The sequence below is a fragment of the Slackia equolifaciens genome, from assembly GCF_003725995.1.
GTDB classification, from domain to species: Bacteria; Actinomycetota; Coriobacteriia; order Coriobacteriales; family Eggerthellaceae; genus Slackia; species Slackia equolifaciens.
Map to the genome: position 1 here is coordinate 1 of NZ_QIBX01000002.1, position 20,153 is coordinate 20,153.

Consider the following 20,153-nt stretch of genomic DNA (forward strand, 5'->3'; position numbering starts at 1 on the left):
GCCGTCGATGTCGTGCCCCCACTTCAGGGCGCGGAAGAACCACGCGTCGGGATCGAAGTAGTAGCGGCTGCCGCCGACCGTCTGCCAGCCGCTCACGGCGGCGCCGTCCGGCCCGAAGTAGGACTTCCCGCCGTCGGAGGCCCACGTGAGCAGACCGGTGAACATGGAGCAGTCGGAGTTGAAGTAGTAGAACTTCCCGCCGATCTGGACGTTCCACCTCGCACCGTGGCACGCGTTCGCCGGGTCGAAGTAGTATCGCTTGCCGCCGACCGTCTGCCAGCCCGAGAGCGCCACGCCGTCATCGCCGAAGTAGCTTCTCGTTCCGTCGGAGTTCCACGTCACCCATCCGGTGACCATGCGGGACTGCTCGTCGAAGTAGTAGCGCTTGCCGTCGATGTCGTGCCCCCACTTCAGGGCGCGGAAGAACCACGCGTCGGGATCGAAGTAGTAGCGGCTGCCGCCGACCGTCTGCCAGCCGCTCACGGCGGCGCCGTCCGGCCCGAAGTAGGACTTCCCGCCGTCGGAGGCCCACGTGAGCAGACCGGTGAACATGGAGCAGTCGGAGTTGAAGTAGTAGAACTTCCCGCCGATTTGGTGGCCCCATTTGAACGCGTAACCATCTTCTCCGAAGTAATAGCGCTTATCTTCTACATCTTTCCAAGAATTTATCAGCAAGGAGCCATCATCCAGAATGTACTTATAATTAGAACCCTCCTGGATCAACCCCGTTGCTTCTAAAGAGTCACCGAACCAAAAATTAATATCAATATTGCCAGAGATGCCATCGACTCCACCATTGGACATGCATTGCCACATTGAGTATTCGCCCGTATAGTCACACTGAGCGTTGTACTGAGCAACCCAGCGATCCCATTGGTTATATTCCGAGCTCGTAAGATAGTTATTCCACCAATTAAGATTTGCATATACGCCAACATCATAGCCGGCCGACTCGATAATGCTTGCAAATGCTTTCGTCATGGCAAGCAAATCACTATTAGAAGCGAGCTTTTCATTGCCCTGATCATCAATTCCACAAGGACCCTTGCCGCTCTTGCTCTCCTGCTCAAGGTCGTAATACACCGGATACGCCAAATCAGAAGGACTCAAGCCAGCGGATCGCAGCAATCTTAGAACATGCTCCGCTTCAGACCTTCCAGTCGCAGCATCCCATCCATATGAGTAAATATATACGCCTATATCAAGCCCAGCAGCTCGCGCACCGTTCACGTATTCATAGAAATACGGGTCGTCCTGAGAAGGATCATCGCCGCCGTATCCTATACGAATAATCGCATAATCAACGCCCGACGCTTTCACCCTGGACCAATCGATGTCACCATTCCATTGCGAAACATCTATGCCAAATGCGCTCGCGCCCTCAACGCGCATGCCATTGCTTCCAATATAAACGCCATCCTCTTCGGACCAAGTAACGGTCGAGGCTTTCGCAAATGCAGAAATCGCATTCGCTGGCACGCCATCGCTGAATCGCCAGCTATTGGCAAATTGCGCTAAATCAATATCCTCATCGGAATCATCCGGCTCGATGACTTCTTCTTTATCGTTCGCTGGTTGAGATTCAGGCGCAGCCGACTCTTCACCTTCAGAACCAGACGAAAGCTCATTTTCCCCTTGAGTAGAGGAATCCTCCACGATCACCTCGTCGCCCTCTTCGGAAAAATCCATCGCATTCTCTTCAGAGTTTTCAGCGCCCGAAGAACTAGATCCAACACCAGCGTCGTTAATGGCAGGCACGTCTTCTGATGGGTTCCCCATTTGCACGTTATCGACGCTGACGCCATCAGCCGCTTCTGCGGCATAAGCAATAGCAACCGGAGGCATCAGCTGGATAGTCAGCAATGATGCGACAAAGCAAGCTAGAACTTTAGAGCCAAATGACTTCTTCATGCTGCACCCTCAAAATGAGACTAGGACTTGAGCTCACGTTTCACATCGGTCGTGGAAATGCCTTCGGTACGATCAAGATAGACAACCTCGCAGTAGTCTTTGAGCGCTTCAAAGCGAGGATCGCCAGCCCAGTCGCCACCCATAACCACAACATCGATATTGTATTTTCGGATGTCATCAACTTTTTGTTCCCAGGTTTGCTCGGGTATTACGAGGTCAACGTAGCGAACAGCCTCGAGCATCTCTTTACGAACACCGTAAGAATAAAAACTCGACTTTCCTTTCGAGGCATTGAACTCATCAGTCGAAAGAGCGACAACGAGATAATCGCCCAATTGCGCAGCACGACGGAGCAAGCGTATATGTCCGTAGTGCAGCAAATCATACGTCCCGTACGTCAGAACGCGACGCAAACCTTTATAGTCATCCCCCGACGCAAAGCGAACCTGAGGTTCGGCGGTATTCAAATCGGTCATTCCATCTCCTTACAAACGGATGGTTTTACACGAATTTGATATTGTAGCCGATGAAGTCAATTAAATGCAGACATTCAGGCCCTCTTTAAGAAATACGGATGCAATCAACCCGTAGATACATGAAAGGATTATCAGAAACCAGCAATTCGATACCTCACGCGAATCCAAAACGGGAGGGAGCGAAAAAGAATCTCCTGTTTACGGCTGGCATCGAAATCCTTCTTTATCCGCTTTTTTAGCCCTTTTACCCAACTATCTCTGAAATACTTCTCGAAAATGAGGATGAAGTCTTTTTTGAACTGCTTCAAAATTGGAGAAGACATCTCAACGCTGCTGCATTTTCTTAGGTAGTAGCCCAAAAGAACATAGAGCAGCTGCTGCCTCGTTGACTCAAAAATGCCATTTTCCTGATATAGATGAATCACCTTTAAGCAGGCCTGAGGAATGTCAATTATCGTACTGTTTGCGCCAGAAATGGAATCAGGATTGCCAATGTAGTAATGATAGAGCGGCTCTCCAACCGCAGAAACACAAGAGGTATACAATTTGCATCTGCTGAGGAACAAAAAATCTTCCGCATGAGAGAAGTTGGTATCAAGACGGATGCCGTGCCCTTCGATTAATTGCCGTCTGATTATTTTGTCGCACATAAGCGGCCCGACACGTTTAACGATGCTCGGATTTGAGAAAGCGTTTCCATCCAACACATCATACTTAGGAACATGAGAACGCAGCTCAACGCCAGAGCTGGCATCCAAATACAAACGACCGCAAGACACAATATCCGAATTGTACTTATCACCGCTAGCAACCATTTTCTCAAGCATAGTGGCATCGATCGTGTCATCGGAGTCCACAAATGCAATATACCTGCCAGTCGAATTCAGGAGCCCTAGATTCCTTGCAGAGGATGGGCCGCCATTTTCCTGATGGAAAACCCGACACGTCTTTTTGCAGCCCGAGGCGTAATTCTTGGCAATTTGCAGGCCCCCATCCGTCGACCCGTCGTCAACCAGAACTATTTCAATATCCTGGAGCGTTTGGTTCTCTACGCTCTTGAGACACCTTAACAATGTCTCAGAAGAGTTAAAAAATGGGATGATCACAGAAACGCTCGGTTGTCTGGCTGTTTCCATAGTCTCAATACCTTTCGAAAGAACAGCGAGTCGGATAGCGTCAATTCAAATACACGCAGCCGATCGATTGTATGCCCGGTTATCAGAATAGCACCCGTCATCATGACGGCGATAGCCATCGATGTAAATCCGCCCATATCGCATTACCCAAGAATCTAAGCCGACGAAAAACCCTCCTTGTGGGAGATGACTCCAAGAATGGATTGTTTATGCTTCGTAACTATATTTACTGTTTCTTTGATATTCAAACCTTCAATACCGCATCAGTCAAAAGGTGGAAACGGAATGGCGATGAAAGAATGCATTCATTTCTTTGACTATCTTAAGGACATTCTTATCTTCCTTGTAGTGTTTAGGCACTACGCACTGCCAATCACGCATCGAGCCCAGCAATGGATGAACTATATGAGTATATTTACCTGTTCCATATGCCTCTATTCGTGTGTGTGTCGGGCTTTTTTGCAAAATCAACCGTCAAGAATGGCTGCCTTCGTGCCGAGTTGATTTCCTCAATCGTAGCATTGGCGATTTCGTTCCAGCTTGTGCTCATCACAATTGAGCATCATGGCGGCCCCATCACCAAAACGCCCCTGTCTTTCGAATCGGCTCCCTGGTACTTGATCGCGCTTGCCGTCTGGCACCAGCTCACTCCACTCTTCTCGTAGAAGCGTCCCATCGCAGCAATCGCTATATCCGTTTTCGCAGCGCTCGAAATCAACCGTTTGACTCAACAGGAAATTGTCTTGCTATTCTTGCTATCTTTCGTTCCGTAGTATTCCCTCTTTTTCCTGCTTAGCCATTACTTCCTGAGACCGAAAAGGCAGGATGCCTAGCACCCTGCCTCAGGCGCGCGAATGGCCAGCCTACTAACGTTATCGCCCGCTTATGACTATCGAGGCATAATCCTGACTTTGGTGGAAAATGTGCGAAATAACAATGCTATCGTCCTCTTTGAAATAGAGCACAATGCAATTCTTCATGATAACGGCCCTATACCCAAGTCGAGCCAGCACGTCAAATCTCGAAAGACCATGCTCCACGATACCGTCTTCGAGCTCCTGAAGGAGACCCTCCCATTCATCCAAGAAGGCCCCTGCGGTATTGGGGCCAAAAATTAGCAGATACGCAACGATAGATTCGAGTTCTTTCAGCGCAGTAGGCTGAATGCGCACTTTATAAACCATATTTATCCCTCAGGGATTTCGTAGCCTCTAGAGCATCGGAATGAAGTCCCTCGGCACGTTCGTGCTCAGAAATCATAATGCGCTCAAGCAGACGGGCACGTGCATCCGCCTGCTCCCAGCGACTGAAATCCGAGCTCTTGACGCACACGAAGCGATCGTATCCGTTTTTTGTCACCGTTACTGGAGTGGGGCTTTCTGCAACCATTTTGTCAAATGCGGCAGTATCTCTGAGATCTTTAATCGGAACGCAAAGGGACATGTCTCGCTCCTTTCAAGAGGCATAAATTAGTACATTATTATTGCACAATAATGACCATTTTGCCACTCTACCGCTCTTTTGTAAGCTCTCGTCCCATGAGACCCGCAGCAGCCTCTTCGATGGTCACATCTTTATTGAGAAGCTTCTTAACCATCTCCATAATGGGCAGCTCCACGCCCTTTTCATGGCCGAGTCGCAGCAGGGGCTCGAGCGCATGCGCGCCCTCCACAACCATGTGACGACGCTTCTCATAGTCCTCGACGCTAACGCCCTCGCGAGCAAACGCTTCGCCGTACATTCCATTACGCGAATGGAGGGAGTTGCATGTCGCATTCAAGTCGCCAACGCCCGCGAGCCCCATACACGTACTCAGCTTGCCTCCGCACGCTTCAGCAAGACGCACAATCTCTGCGAGGCCACGCGTAATGAGCACCGACACCGCATTGTCGCCAAACCCAGCACCGCGCGTGATGCCGCAGGCGATAGCAATAACGTTCTTGGAGGCGCCGCACAGGCTCACGCCCACCGGATCATTCGACACATACACGCGAAAGAAGTCGTTGGAAATCAGGTTCTGGAAGTACTCGGCAACCGACTCATTGGAACATGCAACCGTCGCTCCCGCATAAGCACCCCTGGACAGCTCCTCGGCATGATTGGGACCGGAGAGTACGGCAACTCTATCGCGATTGCCGATTTCCTCCACCACGGCATCGAGAAGAAGCTTGCCGCCCGAAAGATCGATACCCTTGGAAAGAATGACCACGGGGGTTTCGCTTGAAATAACGTCGGCAATGCCTAGCGCTGCATCGACCACCGCAAAAGAAGGCGTCACGATAATTACCGACTGACAGTTTTTTACTGCCTCAGCGACAACGCTCGTCGCTCGAACACCCGCAAGGTCGCAATCGCTCAAGAAGGAAGGGTTGTGAGCGGTCTCATTAATCGCCCGTGCGTCATCGGGATCGTAGCACCAGAGGTTGACCTCATATCCGGACTGGCGCAGCATCCACGAAACGGCGGTGCCGAACGACCCCGCCCCAATAACAGCAACGGGGGCAGAAGCATCAATAGAAGTCATGTGAAATTCCCTTCGCAGATATCACGCGTACACAGCAAAGCACAATGCAATGCGCTTGGCGCCAGCACAACCGATATAGCAAGCGATTGGAGCGAGAGCGGCCCCGGAGGCTACCGATTCTCCTTCTTACTTTCACCCGCGGTTTCACCTCGCCCCTCCCCCTTCAAGGGCTCGTTTGCGCGACGGACTGCTCGCGGGGAGCGCTTACTGTAGTGATGGCGCAACACCGGTTCAAAGATGCCCAGCTTAAGCAGCACAGCAAACGACACCACAGCCAGCAGCAGGAACACCAAAAACACCTTTACGCCCGAGGTATTGGAAATCATATACGCGCCCAATGCCAAAAACGCCGTCCACGCATACACAATCAGCACCGATTTACGCGGCGTGAAGCCCTCGCGCAAAAGCTTGTGGTGCAGATGCTTCGCATCGGCCTGCTGGATGGGCTGGTGGTTCTTCAGGCGCCGCACGATGGCAACGAAGGTGTCCATGATAGGAATGGCGGCAATGATGAGCGACGCCGCCAGCACCACGATAGTCGGCGATCGGATCACGCCTAAAAGCGAGATGACGCCGAGCATGGCTCCCAAAAACAGCGAGCCCGAGTCGCCCATGAAGATGCTCGCCGGGGCAAAGTTGTAACGCAAGAATGCAAGCGTCGCGCCCAAAAGCACGATGGCGAACATGGCCGTCTCGGCGCGGAACTTGCCGATGGCAATCATAAACAGCGCGAACGACGCAATAGCCGTAATGCCCGCCGCAAGCCCGTCCAAACCGTCTACCAGGTTGATCACATTCATGAACGCCACCAGGTAGAACACCGTGAGCGGATACGCAAACCAACCGAACTCGATGAAACCCGGCGCAAACGGGTTCTTGATGGACGCCAGCAAAACGCCGCTCGCCACGATGATGCAAGCACCCACGATCTGTCCGAGGAGCTTCATGCGCGGCTTGAGCGATTTCACGTCATCGATTGCGCCCACAAGGCACACCACCGTAAGACCCGCCAGCACCCCCACGTAATTCACCTGAAGGAAGCGCGCGGAACGATACAGCTCGTGCCAATCGAACACCACTTCGCCCACGAGCTCGAAGATCAATGCGGCCATAACGCCCATGAACATGGCGATGCCGCCCATGCGGGGCATGGGGGTCTTGTTCACGCGCCGCGCCGAAGGGTAGTCAATCGCATTGAACTTAAACGCGATGCGCTTTGCCAGCGGCACGCAGAGATACGTGACGACAAAAGCAATGCCGCCCAGGCACAGCAGGTGGATAATCTGTGGCGAGATGCTCATCTACGAATTCCGCTTCTCATAGAACTCGATGGCGCTCTTGATATCGCCCTCATAGATGTCCTTGCCGTGCTCAAGCACGATTCCGCGCTTGCAGAACTCCTTGGCGGATGCCGAGGAATGCGTTACGAACAGGACCGTCACGTGCGAGTCGGACATAATCTCATGCACGCGCTTTAAGCACTTCTTGGAAAAACGTCGATCGCCCACAGACAGCGCTTCGTCCACGACAAGAATATCGGGCTTGATCGAACTCGCAAACGCGAATCCAAGACGAGCCTTCATGCCGCTCGAATAGGTGCGCATAGGCTGATCGATGTAATCACCCAGCTCTGCGAATTCGATGATATCCGGCTCAAGCTCTTTGATTTCCTGATTAGAAAGGCCCCATAGCTGCCCGCGGAACGCGATATTCTCACGCCCGGAAAGCTGCGGATCGAAGCCGGCAGAAAGCTCGAGCAGCGCGCTCACGCGCCCATGGACCGTCACGCGCCCTTGCGTCGGATACGACACCCCTGTAATGATTTTGAGTGCGGTGGATTTGCCTGCGCCGTTGTTACCCAAAAACGCCACGGCCTCACCGCGTTTGATAGTAAACGAAAGGTCGTCATTGGCATTGACCCTCTTGAATGGAACCTTTTTCAAAAACGTTGCCAAAAAACGTGCACGATCGCTCTTAAACAGCTTGTACGTCTTAGTAACATGCTCAAATTGAATTGCCACTTCGGCATTGGAATCATTATCGCGCACCACCGAGGGGCGCGCAAACTCCTGCGGAATGGAGGCGGCAATGTTGGTATCGCTAGATGACATCGGCCACATCCTTCCTCAACTTGTGATAATTACGCAACGCCGCAACGGCGGTCAGCACGAACACGAGCAAAAACGGCACGAAAATACCCGGATTATCCCAAATCCAAAAGTGATCGCACAGCGCAGCGCGTTGAGCCGTGCAGAAAAAAGTAATCGGGTTGAACGCCATAATCTGGTGAATCAGGGGGATATTCATGTTTGCCACATTGTAGATAATGCCAGAAATCCAGAACAACGGCGTAGAAAGTGCCTTCAGAAGGTTGCTGAAATCCTTCGAGAGTGCCGAAAGCGGGGACACCATCACAGAGAAGCACACCCAGAAGAAATACATGAGCACCCAGATAAGCGGGAGTTGCAGGGCGTAAATCGTCAAGTGCACACCCGCAATGAGGCATAACACCAAAAGACCCGCCATCAAACAGAGGAAGATGATGAACTCGGCAAGCGCATAAAAGTTGGAGATGGCCGACAGCGGGAAATGTATGCGATTGACTAAGAAAGGATACCGCCGATACACATTGGCACCCGTGCCGAGCATGCTCTGCATAAAGAACCACGGAATAAGACCCGCTGAGAGCCAGAGAATATACGGATAGTCGCCACCCGTTGAATCACCTGCACGCAGGCCCAAATCCAAAGCAAACCAGAACACGGCAATATAGGTGAGAGGCTTTATGAACAGCCATGCCCAGCCTAGCACGGCACCACGCACCGTCTTATGCAAGTCGATAACCGCCAAATTCAGAATCTGACGGCGCCACTCCCAGTTCTCCTGGAATATCTCGCGAAGTGTGGCTAGCATGCCGCACCTCGATTCAATTCGAAATCAGACACGTGAGACGTCTCCTTGCTATAGGCATTCGCACATCGCGAAGCTTCGGTCATGTCACGGCGTTTGCACGCGGCGAAGAAAACCGGCGAATTCGTCAGTTTTTGCCTTTTCCGTTTCCGAATGTATCAAGATAGCATTCTTCGACGAATTCGGCCAACTTTGACGTGGCTCCCAGCTCCACATCACCGAAATAACGGATTATATACTCGGTGAACTTACGGGGCATCTTACCGCACCCTATTGCCGAGGCAAGCTCATCCGGATCGTCGAATGCGCCGTCGGGGAACTCCTTCAATGGATCAATGTTGAGACCAGGAGACTGACGATACTGTTCGACATCGGGAGCATAGAACCACACCGGCTTGCCCGCCAAGCCCGCCTCAAACGCAATGGCAGAATAATCCGTTACCACGCAGTCGGAGCTCGCAATAAGGTCGATGCTTGCGACTCCGGGAATCGCGGCCACGTTCGAAAGCTTCTCAAGCGTACCTGAATCGCATCCTTCATCAAGCGGATGGCCCGCCACGATAACGCGGCATCGATAAGGTCTAAACGCCCTCGAGAGCCGCTCGACCTCGCGCGTCATCCAGCCATGGGCGCCCTCCCCCTTGCGCAATGTGGGAACGTACAGGACACGCATAACACCATCGCCCAAGCAGCTAAAGCGCTCACGCAAATCGCTCGCTTTCGCCAATCGCTTGGATGCGGACGAATTGTCGAGAAGGTAGTCCATGCGGGGCATACCCAAAGGGCGAATGGCATCCCGAGAATAGCCGAACGCCTCAGCATAGGCCGAAACAGCCCCCGGACCAGCCGCGATAATCCAGTCATAATTCTTATGCATGCGAAGCGCCGTCGCTTCGTCAAGAGAGCGCCCGGCGGGAGTATCGATGGATTGGTATCCGAACTTCTTAATGGCGCCCAGCGCATGCCAGAGCTGAATCACGCGCGTTTGGGAATCGAGTTTTGGGATAGAGATGGCGGGAATATAGCCTTCGAGTACGCAGACACGGGATGTTGCTGCATGGTACAGCATCGAAGGCATAGACAGGATGAACGCCTTCTTATCTACATTCTCAGGGTCCGTCGCACAAATGCGAACGTCTATTTGAGGACACTTCTCACGAACGGCATCTGCCAGCATGCGAAAATCGAGTGAGCCACGTTTGCCTTGGCGCGAGAAAAAGGTAATGCGATTGCGCTTGGGAAAAAGGCGGCAAACCGCGTAGAAAAGCGCCACACATCGGGCAATAAGCTTGTACACAGTGCCTCCTTGTTTTCCCAAATGCCCTCTAGACGAACAACCGGATAATTATATGACAACGTATATCCCGATTCGTCAGAATGCTACAATGCTTCAGTTCTCATTTTTTTTTGACAGAATTTTACATTCGTTGTTCAGAATGCAAAAGAGACCATGGTTTGGTAGCACTGCCTCGCGAGCAACTTGTTGACAAGAAAGGAATGCGATGTCACTCGGCAGCATCTATAGAAAATTCCGCAAGCCAATTCTCGGCGTCATGCGCCATCTTCCCGGTGTTCGCCAGCGCTCTCGTGCAATGTACTACCGCAAGCGCGGCGAAAGCTACAACGCAATGGCCGTCGACGTCCCCACCGATTCCCAGATGGTCATATTTCAATGCTTCGGCGGACGTCAATTCGGATGTTCCCCACGTGCCATCTATGAGCGCATGCTAGAAGACTCTCGATTTGACGATTTCACGTTCGTGTGGACTTTTAAAGGCAAAAAGATGGAGCAATTCGCCGATGAGCCCCTTCTCCAACGCGCTCAGTTCGTGAAGGTCGGCTCCGACGAATACCTAGAAACCTGCGCACGCGCCAAATACTGGGTGTTTAACACGCGCGTTGCCGAGTACATTACGCCCAAACCCGATCAGGTATATGTTCAATGCTGGCACGGCACTCCGCTCAAGCGCCTGGGCTACGACGTGACTATCGAGACGCAGAACGCCCTCAACACCACCGACGAGCTGGCAGAACGCTTTGGCATGGACTCCAAGAAATGGACCTACCTGCTCTCCCCCTCCGCCTATACCTCCCAGCACCTGGCAGACGCCTTTGGCCTCAAGGAGGAGCGGCGCGCGAGCGTGGTGCTCGAAGAAGGCTATCCGCGCAACGACCGCATCGTGCGTGTTTGCGAGAACCCCGAAGCGCTGGATGCGTTCACCGGGGCTTTTCGCGAGGAACTGGGCATCCCCGCCGAGAAGAAAATCCTGCTGTATGCCCCCACCTGGCGCGATGACTCGTATCAAGCGGGCACGGGCTACGTGATGGAAGATACTCTGCTCGATTTCGACGCAATGCAAACCGCTTTGGGCGACGAATGGGTGGTGTTGTTCCGTGCGCATTACTACATTGCGAACCATTTCGATTTCAACGCATACGAAGGATTCGTGTATGACGTATCGAAACAGGCGGATATCAACGACCTCTACATTGTTGCCGACGCGCTCTTGACCGACTACTCCAGCGTGTTCTTCGACTACGCGAACACCGCGCGTCCCATCATGTTCTTCTGGCCCGATTACCAGCATTACGCCAACGACATCCGCGGATTCTACTTTGGATTGGACGAGCTACCGGGGCCGCACTGCTTCACCAATGACGAAGTAATCGCCGCCGTGAAAGACCTGCCCAACTATGACGAGAAATACGGCAAAGATTACGCCGCATTCCGGCAAACGTTCTGTCCCAAAGACGATGGGCATGCCGCAGAGCGCGTGATTGAGAAGGTATTTTTCGAGTAAATCCTGCCTCACTCCTCAATAATACGCGTCAGCTAAAGGCCGTCGCAGTTCAGCTCCGCGACGGCCTTTTTGACGGCAAAATTACAGCATTCCTTCTACGTGCCTGATACGGCGCTCTATGCCTTCGCAGATGAAATCAACACGTGATTCCAAGGCCGCGTTTTGCGACAGGATCTCCCTCGCTTGTTCGACAAACCCATCCAATGCCGCAGGATTGAACCAAGAATAGTCATTCACGAGTCGCAACTGCCTGTTTGCGTCCTCGAAAAACGGCTTCGTCCTAAAGGCGAAGTTCTTCGTTCTCACGGCGTTTTCCGTAGCCTCGTACCACAGACCGTTTCCCGAGTCGAACAATGGCGCCGGTCGGCATTCGAGCGTCTCCACGTTGCGAATCAACCCGAAATTGCGCCAATGCCTATCAGTGTTCGCAATGATGTCGTCGCAAACGATCATCTTCGAGAGCGCAAGCTCCGCATCTTCTACGCCTAAGGAAGCACAGCACTCGATATAGTGCTGGTAATCGTTCCGATGATTGGGCTTGCGCATTACGTTGCGCACATAATATGCAGGGATGAACTCCTCGTCAGAGCGCACGAAGCATTCCGATGCGCACACAACGTTCCCGCCAACAGAAGAGAGGAGATACGGCACGAACTCTCCTGCTCCAAGAAGCCTCACATGCAGCGCCGTGGCAATCGCCTCGTTATAAGGCTCCTGCCCCAACACGGTACCGCCCTTTAGAAGCGTCCGCACCCCATCGACGCACACCCATCGTTTTGAAAGCATGCCTTCAGACGTATTATCGGGCGAATCGAGGCCCACCTCTGCCAGCCAATCGGCTGAATCTATCGGGCCAGACAGCTCATCAAAATCATTCTCAAAATAGTTCACGTCCGACCAACAGACATCCGAGCCGAACTCCGGCCTAATCCAATATTGGTCGGAAAGCGAAAGCCCTAGGCTTTTAAAAGGAATCTGCGACGGTTCATCAAAACCCAGCTCATTCAACTTCTTAGCGATGCCGTCTCGATAATCGGGAATTGAACGGTGAGCCCACCAAAACGCCAAAGCGCTCCTGGAGACCGATTTCCCCCGCGGCGAAATGAGACCAAGAGGGGCGCGTGATGCGTCCTGGATGTCACCAGCTTCAATGAAGGCATTTCGCGCCACGTCGTATTTGAATGACAGAACCGGGTGATTACGGTTCATCAGGGTGTATTCCTGTATGTCGGCACAGTGCGCCTGACGCTTCGAAGGACGCCCAGCTCGAGGCGCGCTTTTCATGCGAGCGTGAACGCTTGCGTCGTCCACAAGCCACACGCTGCCCACCTTTTCTGCGGCAATGGCACCCGAGTGGATCAATTGATATATTCTGGTTCGTCCAACCCCCAAAAGCCTCATTGCCTCTTCAACGGTGAGATTGAACATTCGCGTCACCTCCCCCTACGTAATGCATTTAACCTGCGAATAAAAACAGTATTTATTATAGTATCGAAGAAAGAAAAAACCTGCGAGTAAACGCAGGTTTTCTTAGGTGATATGCAGCTTGTCGGCGAAATCAGCTCGCAGGGGCTACCCGCGGACGCCCCTACCACGCATCCGCAAGACATCCTCGAATCATCGGCTGTAAGCGAAAACGCTTTGCTTTCGCTTACGACGCTCCCTACAGCTCTACGCCAAGCTCGGTCTTCACCAGGTCAAATGCGGCGGCAATAGCCTTGTCCATGTCGTAGTACTTGTAGCCGCCCAAGCGTCCGGCGAACACCACGTCGCCCTCCTGAGCGGCAAGATCGGCGTACTTGGCATAGAGCGCCTCGTTTTTGGCATCGTTGAGCGGGTAGTACGGCTCGTCGCCCGGCTTCCAATCGGCGGGATATTCACGCGTAATCACGGTCTTGGGGAGCGGCTGGCCGTCAGCGCCCAAACCGAATTCGAAGTGCTTGTGTTCGATGATGCGCGTCCAGGGCACTTCTCGCTCGTTGTAGTTCACAACGGCCACGCCCTGGTGGTCGGCCTCGTCCAGGAGCTCGCTCTCAAAGCGCAGGCTCCTCCACTCCAGCTCGCCCAGCTTGAAATCGTAGAACGCGTCGATCGGTCCGCAGTAGATGGTGCGCGCAGCGATATCGGGCTCGCCCGCTACCAGCTCCTTGTACTCAACGCCCAGACGCACTTCCACGCCCTCCAGCATGCGCTCCACCATCTTGGTGTAACCGCCCACGGGAATGCCCTGGTAGCGATCGTTGAAATAATTGTTGTCGTACGTGAAGCGGCACGGCAGACGCTTGATGATGGACGCCGGCAGCTCCTTGCAGTCGCGACCCCATTGCTTTTCGGTGTACCCCTTGACGAGCTTCTCGAAGATGTCGCGCCCCACAAGCGAGAGCGCCTGCTCCTCGAGGTTGCTCGGCTCGCCGATGCCTTCGGCGGCAATCTGCTCGGCGATCTTGGCACGTGCCTGCTCGGGCGTCACCACCTCGGGCCATATCTTGGCAAACGTGTTCATATTGAACGGCATGTTGTACACCTCGCCCTTGTAATAGGCGATGGGGCTGTTCACGAAGTTGTTGAACTCGGCGAATTCGTTCACGTAATTCCATACGTTCGCAAGCGAGGTGTGGAAGATGTGCGCCCCGTATTTATGCACGTTGATGCCTTCGACCTCTTGGGTGTAAATGTTGCCTGCAACATGATCGCGACGGTCGATGACCAGGCATTTCTTGCCAGCCTTGGTGGCCTCGTGTGCAAAAACGGCACCCGTGAGTCCGGCGCCGACGATCAGATAATCATACTGGGGCATGCTTTCCTCCGTATCCGAGAACCCGCACTCGCTCCCGCGCATCCGGCGTGCGTTGCGATGCGACGCGTTTGCCGAGCGCCCGAATGCGGCACAACGCATATATCTTAGCGAATTTCGCAAGGCGCTTCTTGCGCGAATGACGCGGCACGGCGCGCTTTTAGAAGAAACTTTACACGAATTTGGCGTCCGAGAAACACGGAGACGCGCCCTTCGCAAACGCCCATATGCTTTCCCGATAAACGTCTTCAAATGCACACGAGCCCATCCGTCCAAACGCGGTAGAATCTTCTGATGCATTTTTCGCCTGCCCTGCGCGCGCGACATTCGCCGACCCACTCGGCCGGCTTTTCGAATGGCTCGCACAGCGTTTCGCCCATCGGCCGGTGCTCAGCGCCGCAGAGGCGCCGCGCGCCCCGCATCGCACGCGACAAGGCAGCCAGAAGCCGCCCGAAAGATTGGAGCAGCATCGTGACGAATGATTCCGGCATTACCGCCCCCGCGCCGCACGACATCGAGCACGATCCCGTGTTCGACCAGGAGCAGGCGCATCTCGACGAAACCTATGCGGCGCTCGAAGAACTTGAGCGCGTCCTGCTCGCCAAAATCGCCAAAACCCACGCGGCCGTCGCAGCCGACAAAGAGGCTATGGCCGACGAGTTCGGCGTCAACCTGGAAACCGACGACGATGCCTCGGAAACTTACGCCGACATCGCAGCCGCCAACCGCATCATCGACATGTACAACATGTCCGAAAACATCAACTTCCAGCGCCTGAACGACGCACGCCTCTTGCTGCATCAGCCGTATTTCGCCAAAGTGGTCCTGCAATTCAAAGAGGGGCAACCGCCCAAGGAGCTCTATATCGGCGCCGCCGGCGCGTCCGATGAATCGTACAAGCGTCTGGTGGTGGACTGGCGCAGCCCCGTTGCCGAGGTGTATTACAACCAGGACCTAGGTCCCACCACATACCGAGCCAACGGGCGCGACATCCACGTGGATATGCAGCTACGCCGGCAGTTCGACATCGACCATGCCACACTCAACGCCTATTTTGACACCGACGTGGCCATTCAGGACTCCCTGCTCCTGGCGTCGCTCTCGCGCCAGCGCGACGGGCGCATGCAGGCCATCACCGCCACCATCCAGAAGGAGCAGAACACGGTGGTGCGCCACGAGGACGTGCCCGTGCTGCTGGTGAGCGGCATCGCGGGCAGCGGCAAGACCAGCGTGCTTCTGCAGCGCATCGCGTACCTGTTCTATCAGCGCCGCGGCGAGCTCGACCCAAGCCAGGTGTTCTTGATCACGCCCAACCCGGTGTTCCGCCGCTATATCGACAATGTGCTACCCGACATGGGCGAGAAGAACCCCGAGTGCATCACCTGGGACGAATTCGCGGCCACGCTCATGCCCAAGGGGCGTGCAGGCGGCGAGCTCAACGTGCCCATTGAAGAGCTTTTGCGCATAGACGATCTGGTGCGCAACGTAGAATTCGAACAGCACGATTTCAAGGATATCGAAAGCTGCGGCGTGCGCCTGATTCCTGCGGCGCAGATTGCGCAGCTCGCCGCGAAATACCGTCGCATTCCCGCCGGCCCGCGCCTTGTGGCGCTCATGCGCGAGGAGCTCGAGATTCGCCTGGAGGCGCGCCTGAAGCAGATGGCAGCCACCGATGCCGCCCAGATGGAGGTCGAAGAGCTCTCTATCCCCGAGCAGGTGGAAATATTCCACGAAACCATTGCCCCCCAGACCGATGCCGAGGTGCGCTCCTACACGCTCGCCTACCTTCGCCAAAAACATGCAGACGCCTACGATACGGTCGCGCGCGACGAATGGCTGCGCGTCGACCGCATCGGCATGCGCCTGACCGGCCAGAAGAGCATCGAAACCGTCACATGGCTCTATCTGAAGATGGCCCTCACCGGCATGGGCAACGCTGACGCCAAGTACGTGATGATCGACGAAGTGCAGGACTACACCTGCGCCCAGCTTGCCGTGCTCGCGCGATTTTTCCGCCGAGCGCATTTCCTGCTGCTGGGTGACGAGAACCAGGCGATCAAGCCCAACACCGCCTCGTTTGCCGAGGTGCGCGCCGCGTTCGAAGCCATGCGCGGCGAGGTGGAAGAATGTCGCCTCATGACCAGCTATCGCTCGGCTCCCGGCATCACCGCGCTGTTCACGCGTCTCATGCCGCCCGACGATCGCGTGCGCGTGCAGTCCATCCAGCGCGCCGAAGAGGAGCCCGAGCTTATTGAATGCCCTGACGAGCAAAGGCTTTTGGCCGAACTGCGCAATGCGATCGAACGAACGCGCGAGGACGAGGGGCTTACCGCGATCATAGTGCCGTGGAAGCAGGAAGCACGCAAGCTGATCGCCGCGCTGGGCGACGATGCGCCGCTGCTGGTGGACGGAAGGCATTCCATGCCCGACGAGGGCGTGTTCGTGATCACGCTTCCGCTCGCCAAGGGACTGGAATTCGACCATGTGATCATTCCCGATGCGAGCGTGAAAACGTTCGGCGAAAACGACCTTGCTCGACGCCGCCTCTACACCACCATCTCGCGCGCCACGCGGAAAATCACCATCCTCGCCCAGGGTTCAATTACGCCCCTGCTTAAAGGCTGATATCTGCAAGAGAGCGTCCGGGCGCCAGCTGACCTGCCAGATGACGCCCAGCGCCCACAAGCCGGCCAATCTGCCAGGTGGCGCCCCGTGCCACAAGCCAGCCGACTTGCCAGGTGGCGCCCTGGAGACTTTTGCCTGCCGATGGGCGCCACTCCAAACACCCCTGAAGCCTCCTCGCCCACCGCGAAGCCTCGGGGGTCGCTTTTCCCTTTAACAAATTACGCGAATCCACTCTTCTTTTGTGGAATGTGCTTCAAATCACGATGTGCTTCTCGCCCTCGCGAAACGCTCTGGCCTTAACAAAACACGACCTACAATTCACCCTACGCTTCTGAAGCGCAAATCGCGCTCCGTTGCCTCACCCTGCCTCGCAAAACACGCCTCTCTCTTCACCCGCCGAACGCATCCCGCGAAACAAGCGGCACAAGCGGCGATATGCCGCAGCATAAACGTCATTCCGCAACCGCGTAAAAGTCACCCTGCAAACAAACGCCGATTTGATGTATCGCAAACGTTGCTCCGCAAACGAACGCCGATTTGCTGCAGCATGAACGTCACCCTGAAAACAAACGGCGATTTGCTGCAGTTTTTGAGGGATGCCCCGAGTACACCGCCGTTCTGCTTCGCGTTTCCCCAGGTCACGGCCTCGCTCCGATTGGGCTACTTCGGGAGGCGCGCGAAAACTGCAGCAAATCGCCGTTTGTTTCAATTGCATCGCCCTCATGGCACTTCCGATGAGGAAATCATGGTGGGAAGCGGCAAGTTGTCGAGATGTTTCAGACACACCCAGCCAAGGCACGGCATGAGAAAGTTGCGGCGCGATGAAATCGCAGGCATGACAAAACATTATACCCGCGAAGGACGACGCACGGCACGAACGAGGCGCAACATTGCGGACGATCGCAGCATGGCGAGAATGCGACGTGCGCAATGTTGTGCCACGAAAAAGCAGGCCGAGCGCAACGGGAAACTCTGCAGGACAAATCAAACCACGACGAGACATTGGAGTCGATTCGCACACCAGCACAATGGGCTTGCGGGGGCGTCTGCCCCAAGCTTATCCAGCCGCAGGGTCGACTAGCGCGCCGACGCAATGGGCTTGTCGGGCTTAGCGACCCCGAACGGCGGCGAGCATCTCGCGGGCGTGAGAAAGAGAGGCTTCGCTCGTATCGCCGGAGAGCATACGGGCGACCTCGGCCACGCGGGCTTCGCCGGCGATAAGCGAGAGCTCGGTCTCGGGGATGCCGTCGGCGCCATCGGGGTTCTTCCGAACCAGATAGTGAGCATCGCCGCGCACCGCCACCTGGGCGAGATGCGTTACCACGATGACCTGGTGCGTTTTCGCCAGGTCGGCAAGCACGCCGGCGAGCGCCACGGCGACCGAGCCGCCCACGCCGGCGTCCACCTCGTCAAACACGAGCGTCTCACGCTCGTCGGCCGCACCCAGAACCACCTTGCACGCAAGCATGACGCGGCTCACCTCGCCGCCCGATGCGATGCGCGCAAGCGGGCGTGCAGTCATGCCCGATGAGGCGCGATAGAGAAGCTCGACCTTCGACGCGCCGGTCCGCGTCCATTGCGCGCGGTCAAGCGCCTCAAGGTGGCACACCAGCTCGGCAGACCCCATTTCGAGACGGGCCATTTGGGCATTCACGAGCTCCGCGAACCTGGGGGCAGCCTCTGCGCGAGCATCGTCAAGCGCCTTCGCCGCATGCTGCAGCGCCTGTTCGGCCTCGTCGCACGCCCGCTGCGCCGCAGCCACCAGCCGATCGGCATCGTCAACCGCGGCGACGGTTCGCGCCGCCTCCTCGCGCTTAGCGAGCACGTCCTCCATCCGGGGGCCGTAAGAACGCATAAGACCCTGCAGCGCACTCGCGCGCTCCTGCATGCGCGCCAAAGCCGCAGGATCGTGGTCGATGCCATCGCGGTACACGCGCACCTCGCGCTCCGCATCCTCGAGAGCATACGACGCGTCGGTCAACGTTTCCACAAGGGGCGCCAGCGACGAGTCCATCTCGCCCGCCGACTCCAAGTGGCGCAACGCCGATCGAACCGCATCCACGGCACCGCCCTCGTGCGAAAGCTCCCAATAGGCGGCATCCGCCTCCTGCGCGAGCGCCTCGGCGTTCTCTACGCGTGGCAGCTCGCGCATGATGTCTTCGTACTCTTCGAGCGACGGAGCCGCCTCATCGATGCGCGCCAGCACGAATCGCGCCTGCTCGAGCTGTTCGGTCGAGGTGCGCGCGGCCTCTTTGATGCGTTCGAGTTCGCGCGCGGCCTCCGACTGCGCGTCAAACGCCGCTCGATAGGCATCCAAGACGGGCGCGATCGAATCGGCCGCCCACGCATCGAGCATTGCCACATGGTTCGCCGGCTTCAGGAGATGCTGGTGTTCGTGCTGTCCGCACAGATCGACGCTTTTGCCCACCGTTGCAGCAAGCTGTCCAACCGTGGCCATGGAACCATCCATCGTTACGCGGCTTCTCCCGTCGGCGCTCACCTTGCGCATGGCGACATGACCGCCGTCCTCGCCCGCATCGACTCCCTCGCCATCGGCCGAACCGGCAAAGAACCTACCTTCCACCAGGGCCGATGCCGCACCTTCGCGCACCGTTGCCGCATCGGCGCGATCGCCGACGATCAGCTTGAGCGCCGAGAGCAGCGCCGTTTTGCCCGCGCCGGTTTCGCCCGTGATGACGGTCAGGCCGGACGCCGGAGCAAATGATGCGTCGCGGATGAGTGCGACGTTTTGGACGTGAAGTTCATCGAGCATGGTGCACCTCTTCAGTTGCGTTTTGTGGCATTATCGCGCACCTTGGCCTCTCACCGTCCGGCAAATCGCTCGCGATGATAAAACTTCCGTGAAGCGAAAAGACGTCAATCGACGTAGTGCCCCGACGTACGTGCATTGGTAGAATGCTCGCAATCGTCAGGCAATCAGCGGCTGCGCGCCCGATCAAAGACCCGCAGGCCGAA

The 20,153-nt window shown here is 55.6% G+C and carries 16 protein-coding genes; 3 read left to right on the top strand and 13 right to left on the bottom strand.

The genetic code is table 11. From position 1 onward, the window contains the following. The 3 genes from DMP06_RS01880 to DMP06_RS01890 all read right to left on the bottom strand — a co-directional run. A partial coding sequence (locus tag DMP06_RS01880; protein WP_220092527.1) for a GH25 family lysozyme occupies positions 1-1,911 on the bottom strand: 1,911 nt, incomplete at its 3' end. 20 nt (positions 1,912-1,931) lie between these two features. Beyond that, positions 1,932-2,387 (bottom strand): glycerol-3-phosphate cytidylyltransferase, encoded by a 456-nt coding sequence (gene tagD / locus DMP06_RS01885; RefSeq protein ID WP_338056783.1) that lies wholly within the window; start codon positions 2,385-2,387, stop codon positions 1,932-1,934. 131 nt (positions 2,388-2,518) lie between these two features. Continuing rightward, positions 2,519-3,523 carry a glycosyltransferase family 2 protein gene (locus DMP06_RS01890; RefSeq protein ID WP_123208061.1) on the bottom strand — a complete coding sequence of 335 codons (1,005 nt, stop codon included), beginning with the start codon at positions 3,521-3,523 and terminating at the stop codon, positions 2,519-2,521. 392 nt (positions 3,524-3,915) lie between these two features. Here DMP06_RS01890 and DMP06_RS01895 point away from each other — a divergent pair, with 392 nt between their 5' ends. Next, positions 3,916-4,188, top strand: a complete 273-nt coding sequence (locus DMP06_RS01895) for a hypothetical protein (protein WP_123208062.1) — start codon at positions 3,916-3,918, stop codon at positions 4,186-4,188. A 207-nt stretch (positions 4,189-4,395) separates the two neighbouring features. Here DMP06_RS01895 and DMP06_RS01900 read toward each other — a convergent pair whose 3' ends face one another. The 7 genes from DMP06_RS01900 to DMP06_RS01930 form a co-directional block, all read right to left on the bottom strand. After that, the gene (locus tag DMP06_RS01900) at positions 4,396-4,707 is read right to left on the bottom strand and encodes a type II toxin-antitoxin system RelE/ParE family toxin (protein ID WP_123208063.1); all 312 of its coding nucleotides are present in this window, start codon (positions 4,705-4,707) and stop codon (positions 4,396-4,398) included. Further along, positions 4,697-4,966, bottom strand: coding sequence for a type II toxin-antitoxin system Phd/YefM family antitoxin (locus DMP06_RS01905; protein WP_123208064.1), 270 nt, complete (start codon positions 4,964-4,966; stop codon positions 4,697-4,699). Before DMP06_RS01905 ends, DMP06_RS01900 begins: the two co-directional genes overlap by 11 nt. 67 nt (positions 4,967-5,033) lie before the next feature. After that, positions 5,034-6,047, bottom strand: coding sequence for an NAD(P)H-dependent glycerol-3-phosphate dehydrogenase (locus tag DMP06_RS01910; protein WP_123208065.1), 1,014 nt, complete (start codon positions 6,045-6,047; stop codon positions 5,034-5,036). 110 nt (positions 6,048-6,157) lie between these two features. Continuing rightward, a complete protein-coding gene (locus DMP06_RS01915; protein WP_123208066.1) occupies positions 6,158-7,348 on the bottom strand; it encodes a glycosyltransferase family 4 protein in 1,191 nt (396 codons plus the stop codon). Beyond that, a complete protein-coding gene (locus DMP06_RS01920) occupies positions 7,349-8,158 on the bottom strand; it encodes an ABC transporter ATP-binding protein (protein ID WP_123208067.1) in 810 nt (269 codons plus the stop codon). It abuts the gene before it with no gap. Next, the gene (locus DMP06_RS01925; RefSeq protein WP_123208068.1) at positions 8,148-8,960 is read right to left on the bottom strand and encodes an ABC transporter permease; all 813 of its coding nucleotides are present in this window, start codon (positions 8,958-8,960) and stop codon (positions 8,148-8,150) included. Before DMP06_RS01925 ends, DMP06_RS01920 begins: the two co-directional genes overlap by 11 nt. A gap of 124 nt (positions 8,961-9,084) precedes the next feature. Then, positions 9,085-10,254: a CDP-glycerol glycerophosphotransferase family protein gene (locus DMP06_RS01930; RefSeq protein WP_161957793.1), complete on the bottom strand. Its 1,170-nt coding sequence runs from the start codon at positions 10,252-10,254 to the stop codon at positions 9,085-9,087. Between the two features lie 205 nt (positions 10,255-10,459). On the opposite strand from DMP06_RS01930, the gene DMP06_RS01935 reads away from it, so the two are divergent. Then, the gene (locus DMP06_RS01935) at positions 10,460-11,758 is read left to right on the top strand and encodes a CDP-glycerol glycerophosphotransferase family protein (RefSeq protein ID WP_123208070.1); all 1,299 of its coding nucleotides are present in this window, start codon (positions 10,460-10,462) and stop codon (positions 11,756-11,758) included. A gap of 81 nt (positions 11,759-11,839) precedes the next feature. Here the strand turns inward: DMP06_RS01935 and DMP06_RS01940 are convergent, their stop codons facing one another. Both DMP06_RS01940 and glf read right to left on the bottom strand, forming a co-directional pair. Then, on the bottom strand, positions 11,840-13,186 hold the full coding sequence (locus tag DMP06_RS01940) for an excisionase family DNA-binding protein (protein WP_123208071.1): 1,347 nt from the start codon (positions 13,184-13,186) through the stop codon (positions 11,840-11,842). Between the two features lie 235 nt (positions 13,187-13,421). Then, positions 13,422-14,555 (bottom strand): UDP-galactopyranose mutase, encoded by a 1,134-nt coding sequence (glf, locus tag DMP06_RS01945; RefSeq protein ID WP_123208229.1) that lies wholly within the window; start codon positions 14,553-14,555, stop codon positions 13,422-13,424. 468 nt (positions 14,556-15,023) lie between these two features. Between glf and DMP06_RS01950 the strand changes: the two genes are divergently transcribed. Continuing rightward, positions 15,024-17,177 carry a HelD family protein gene (locus tag DMP06_RS01950; protein WP_245962328.1) on the top strand — a complete coding sequence of 718 codons (2,154 nt, stop codon included), beginning with the start codon at positions 15,024-15,026 and terminating at the stop codon, positions 17,175-17,177. A 1,108-nt stretch (positions 17,178-18,285) separates the two neighbouring features. Here the strand turns inward: DMP06_RS01950 and recN are convergent. Then, entirely contained in the window at positions 18,286-19,950 is a 1,665-nt protein-coding gene (recN, locus tag DMP06_RS01955) for a DNA repair protein RecN (protein WP_123208073.1), read from the bottom strand. Between the last annotated feature and the right edge of the window lie 203 nt (positions 19,951-20,153).

What these genes read in the sequence shown, in the direction of transcription:
- recN (WP_123208073.1), bottom strand. Translation starts at nt 19,950, where the DNA reads ATGCTCGATGAACTTCACGTCCAAAACGTCGCACTCATCCGCGACGCA.
- DMP06_RS01915 (WP_123208066.1), bottom strand. Translation starts at nt 7,348, where the DNA reads ATGAGCATCTCGCCACAGATTATCCACCTGCTGTGCCTGGGCGGCATT.
- DMP06_RS01910 (WP_123208065.1), bottom strand. Translation starts at nt 6,047, where the DNA reads ATGACTTCTATTGATGCTTCTGCCCCCGTTGCTGTTATTGGGGCGGGG.
- DMP06_RS01900 (WP_123208063.1), bottom strand. Translation starts at nt 4,707, where the DNA reads ATGGTTTATAAAGTGCGCATTCAGCCTACTGCGCTGAAAGAACTCGAA.
- DMP06_RS01895 (WP_123208062.1), top strand. Translation starts at nt 3,916, where the DNA reads ATGGATGAACTATATGAGTATATTTACCTGTTCCATATGCCTCTATTC.
- DMP06_RS01905 (WP_123208064.1), bottom strand. Translation starts at nt 4,966, where the DNA reads ATGTCCCTTTGCGTTCCGATTAAAGATCTCAGAGATACTGCCGCATTT.
- DMP06_RS01920 (WP_123208067.1), bottom strand. Translation starts at nt 8,158, where the DNA reads ATGTCATCTAGCGATACCAACATTGCCGCCTCCATTCCGCAGGAGTTT.
- DMP06_RS01925 (WP_123208068.1), bottom strand. Translation starts at nt 8,960, where the DNA reads ATGCTAGCCACACTTCGCGAGATATTCCAGGAGAACTGGGAGTGGCGC.
- DMP06_RS01935 (WP_123208070.1), top strand. Translation starts at nt 10,460, where the DNA reads ATGTCACTCGGCAGCATCTATAGAAAATTCCGCAAGCCAATTCTCGGC.
- glf (WP_123208229.1), bottom strand. Translation starts at nt 14,555, where the DNA reads ATGCCCCAGTATGATTATCTGATCGTCGGCGCCGGACTCACGGGTGCC.
- DMP06_RS01890 (WP_123208061.1), bottom strand. Translation starts at nt 3,523, where the DNA reads ATGGAAACAGCCAGACAACCGAGCGTTTCTGTGATCATCCCATTTTTT.
- DMP06_RS01940 (WP_123208071.1), bottom strand. Translation starts at nt 13,186, where the DNA reads ATGTTCAATCTCACCGTTGAAGAGGCAATGAGGCTTTTGGGGGTTGGA.
- tagD (WP_338056783.1), bottom strand. Translation starts at nt 2,387, where the DNA reads ATGACCGATTTGAATACCGCCGAACCTCAGGTTCGCTTTGCGTCGGGG.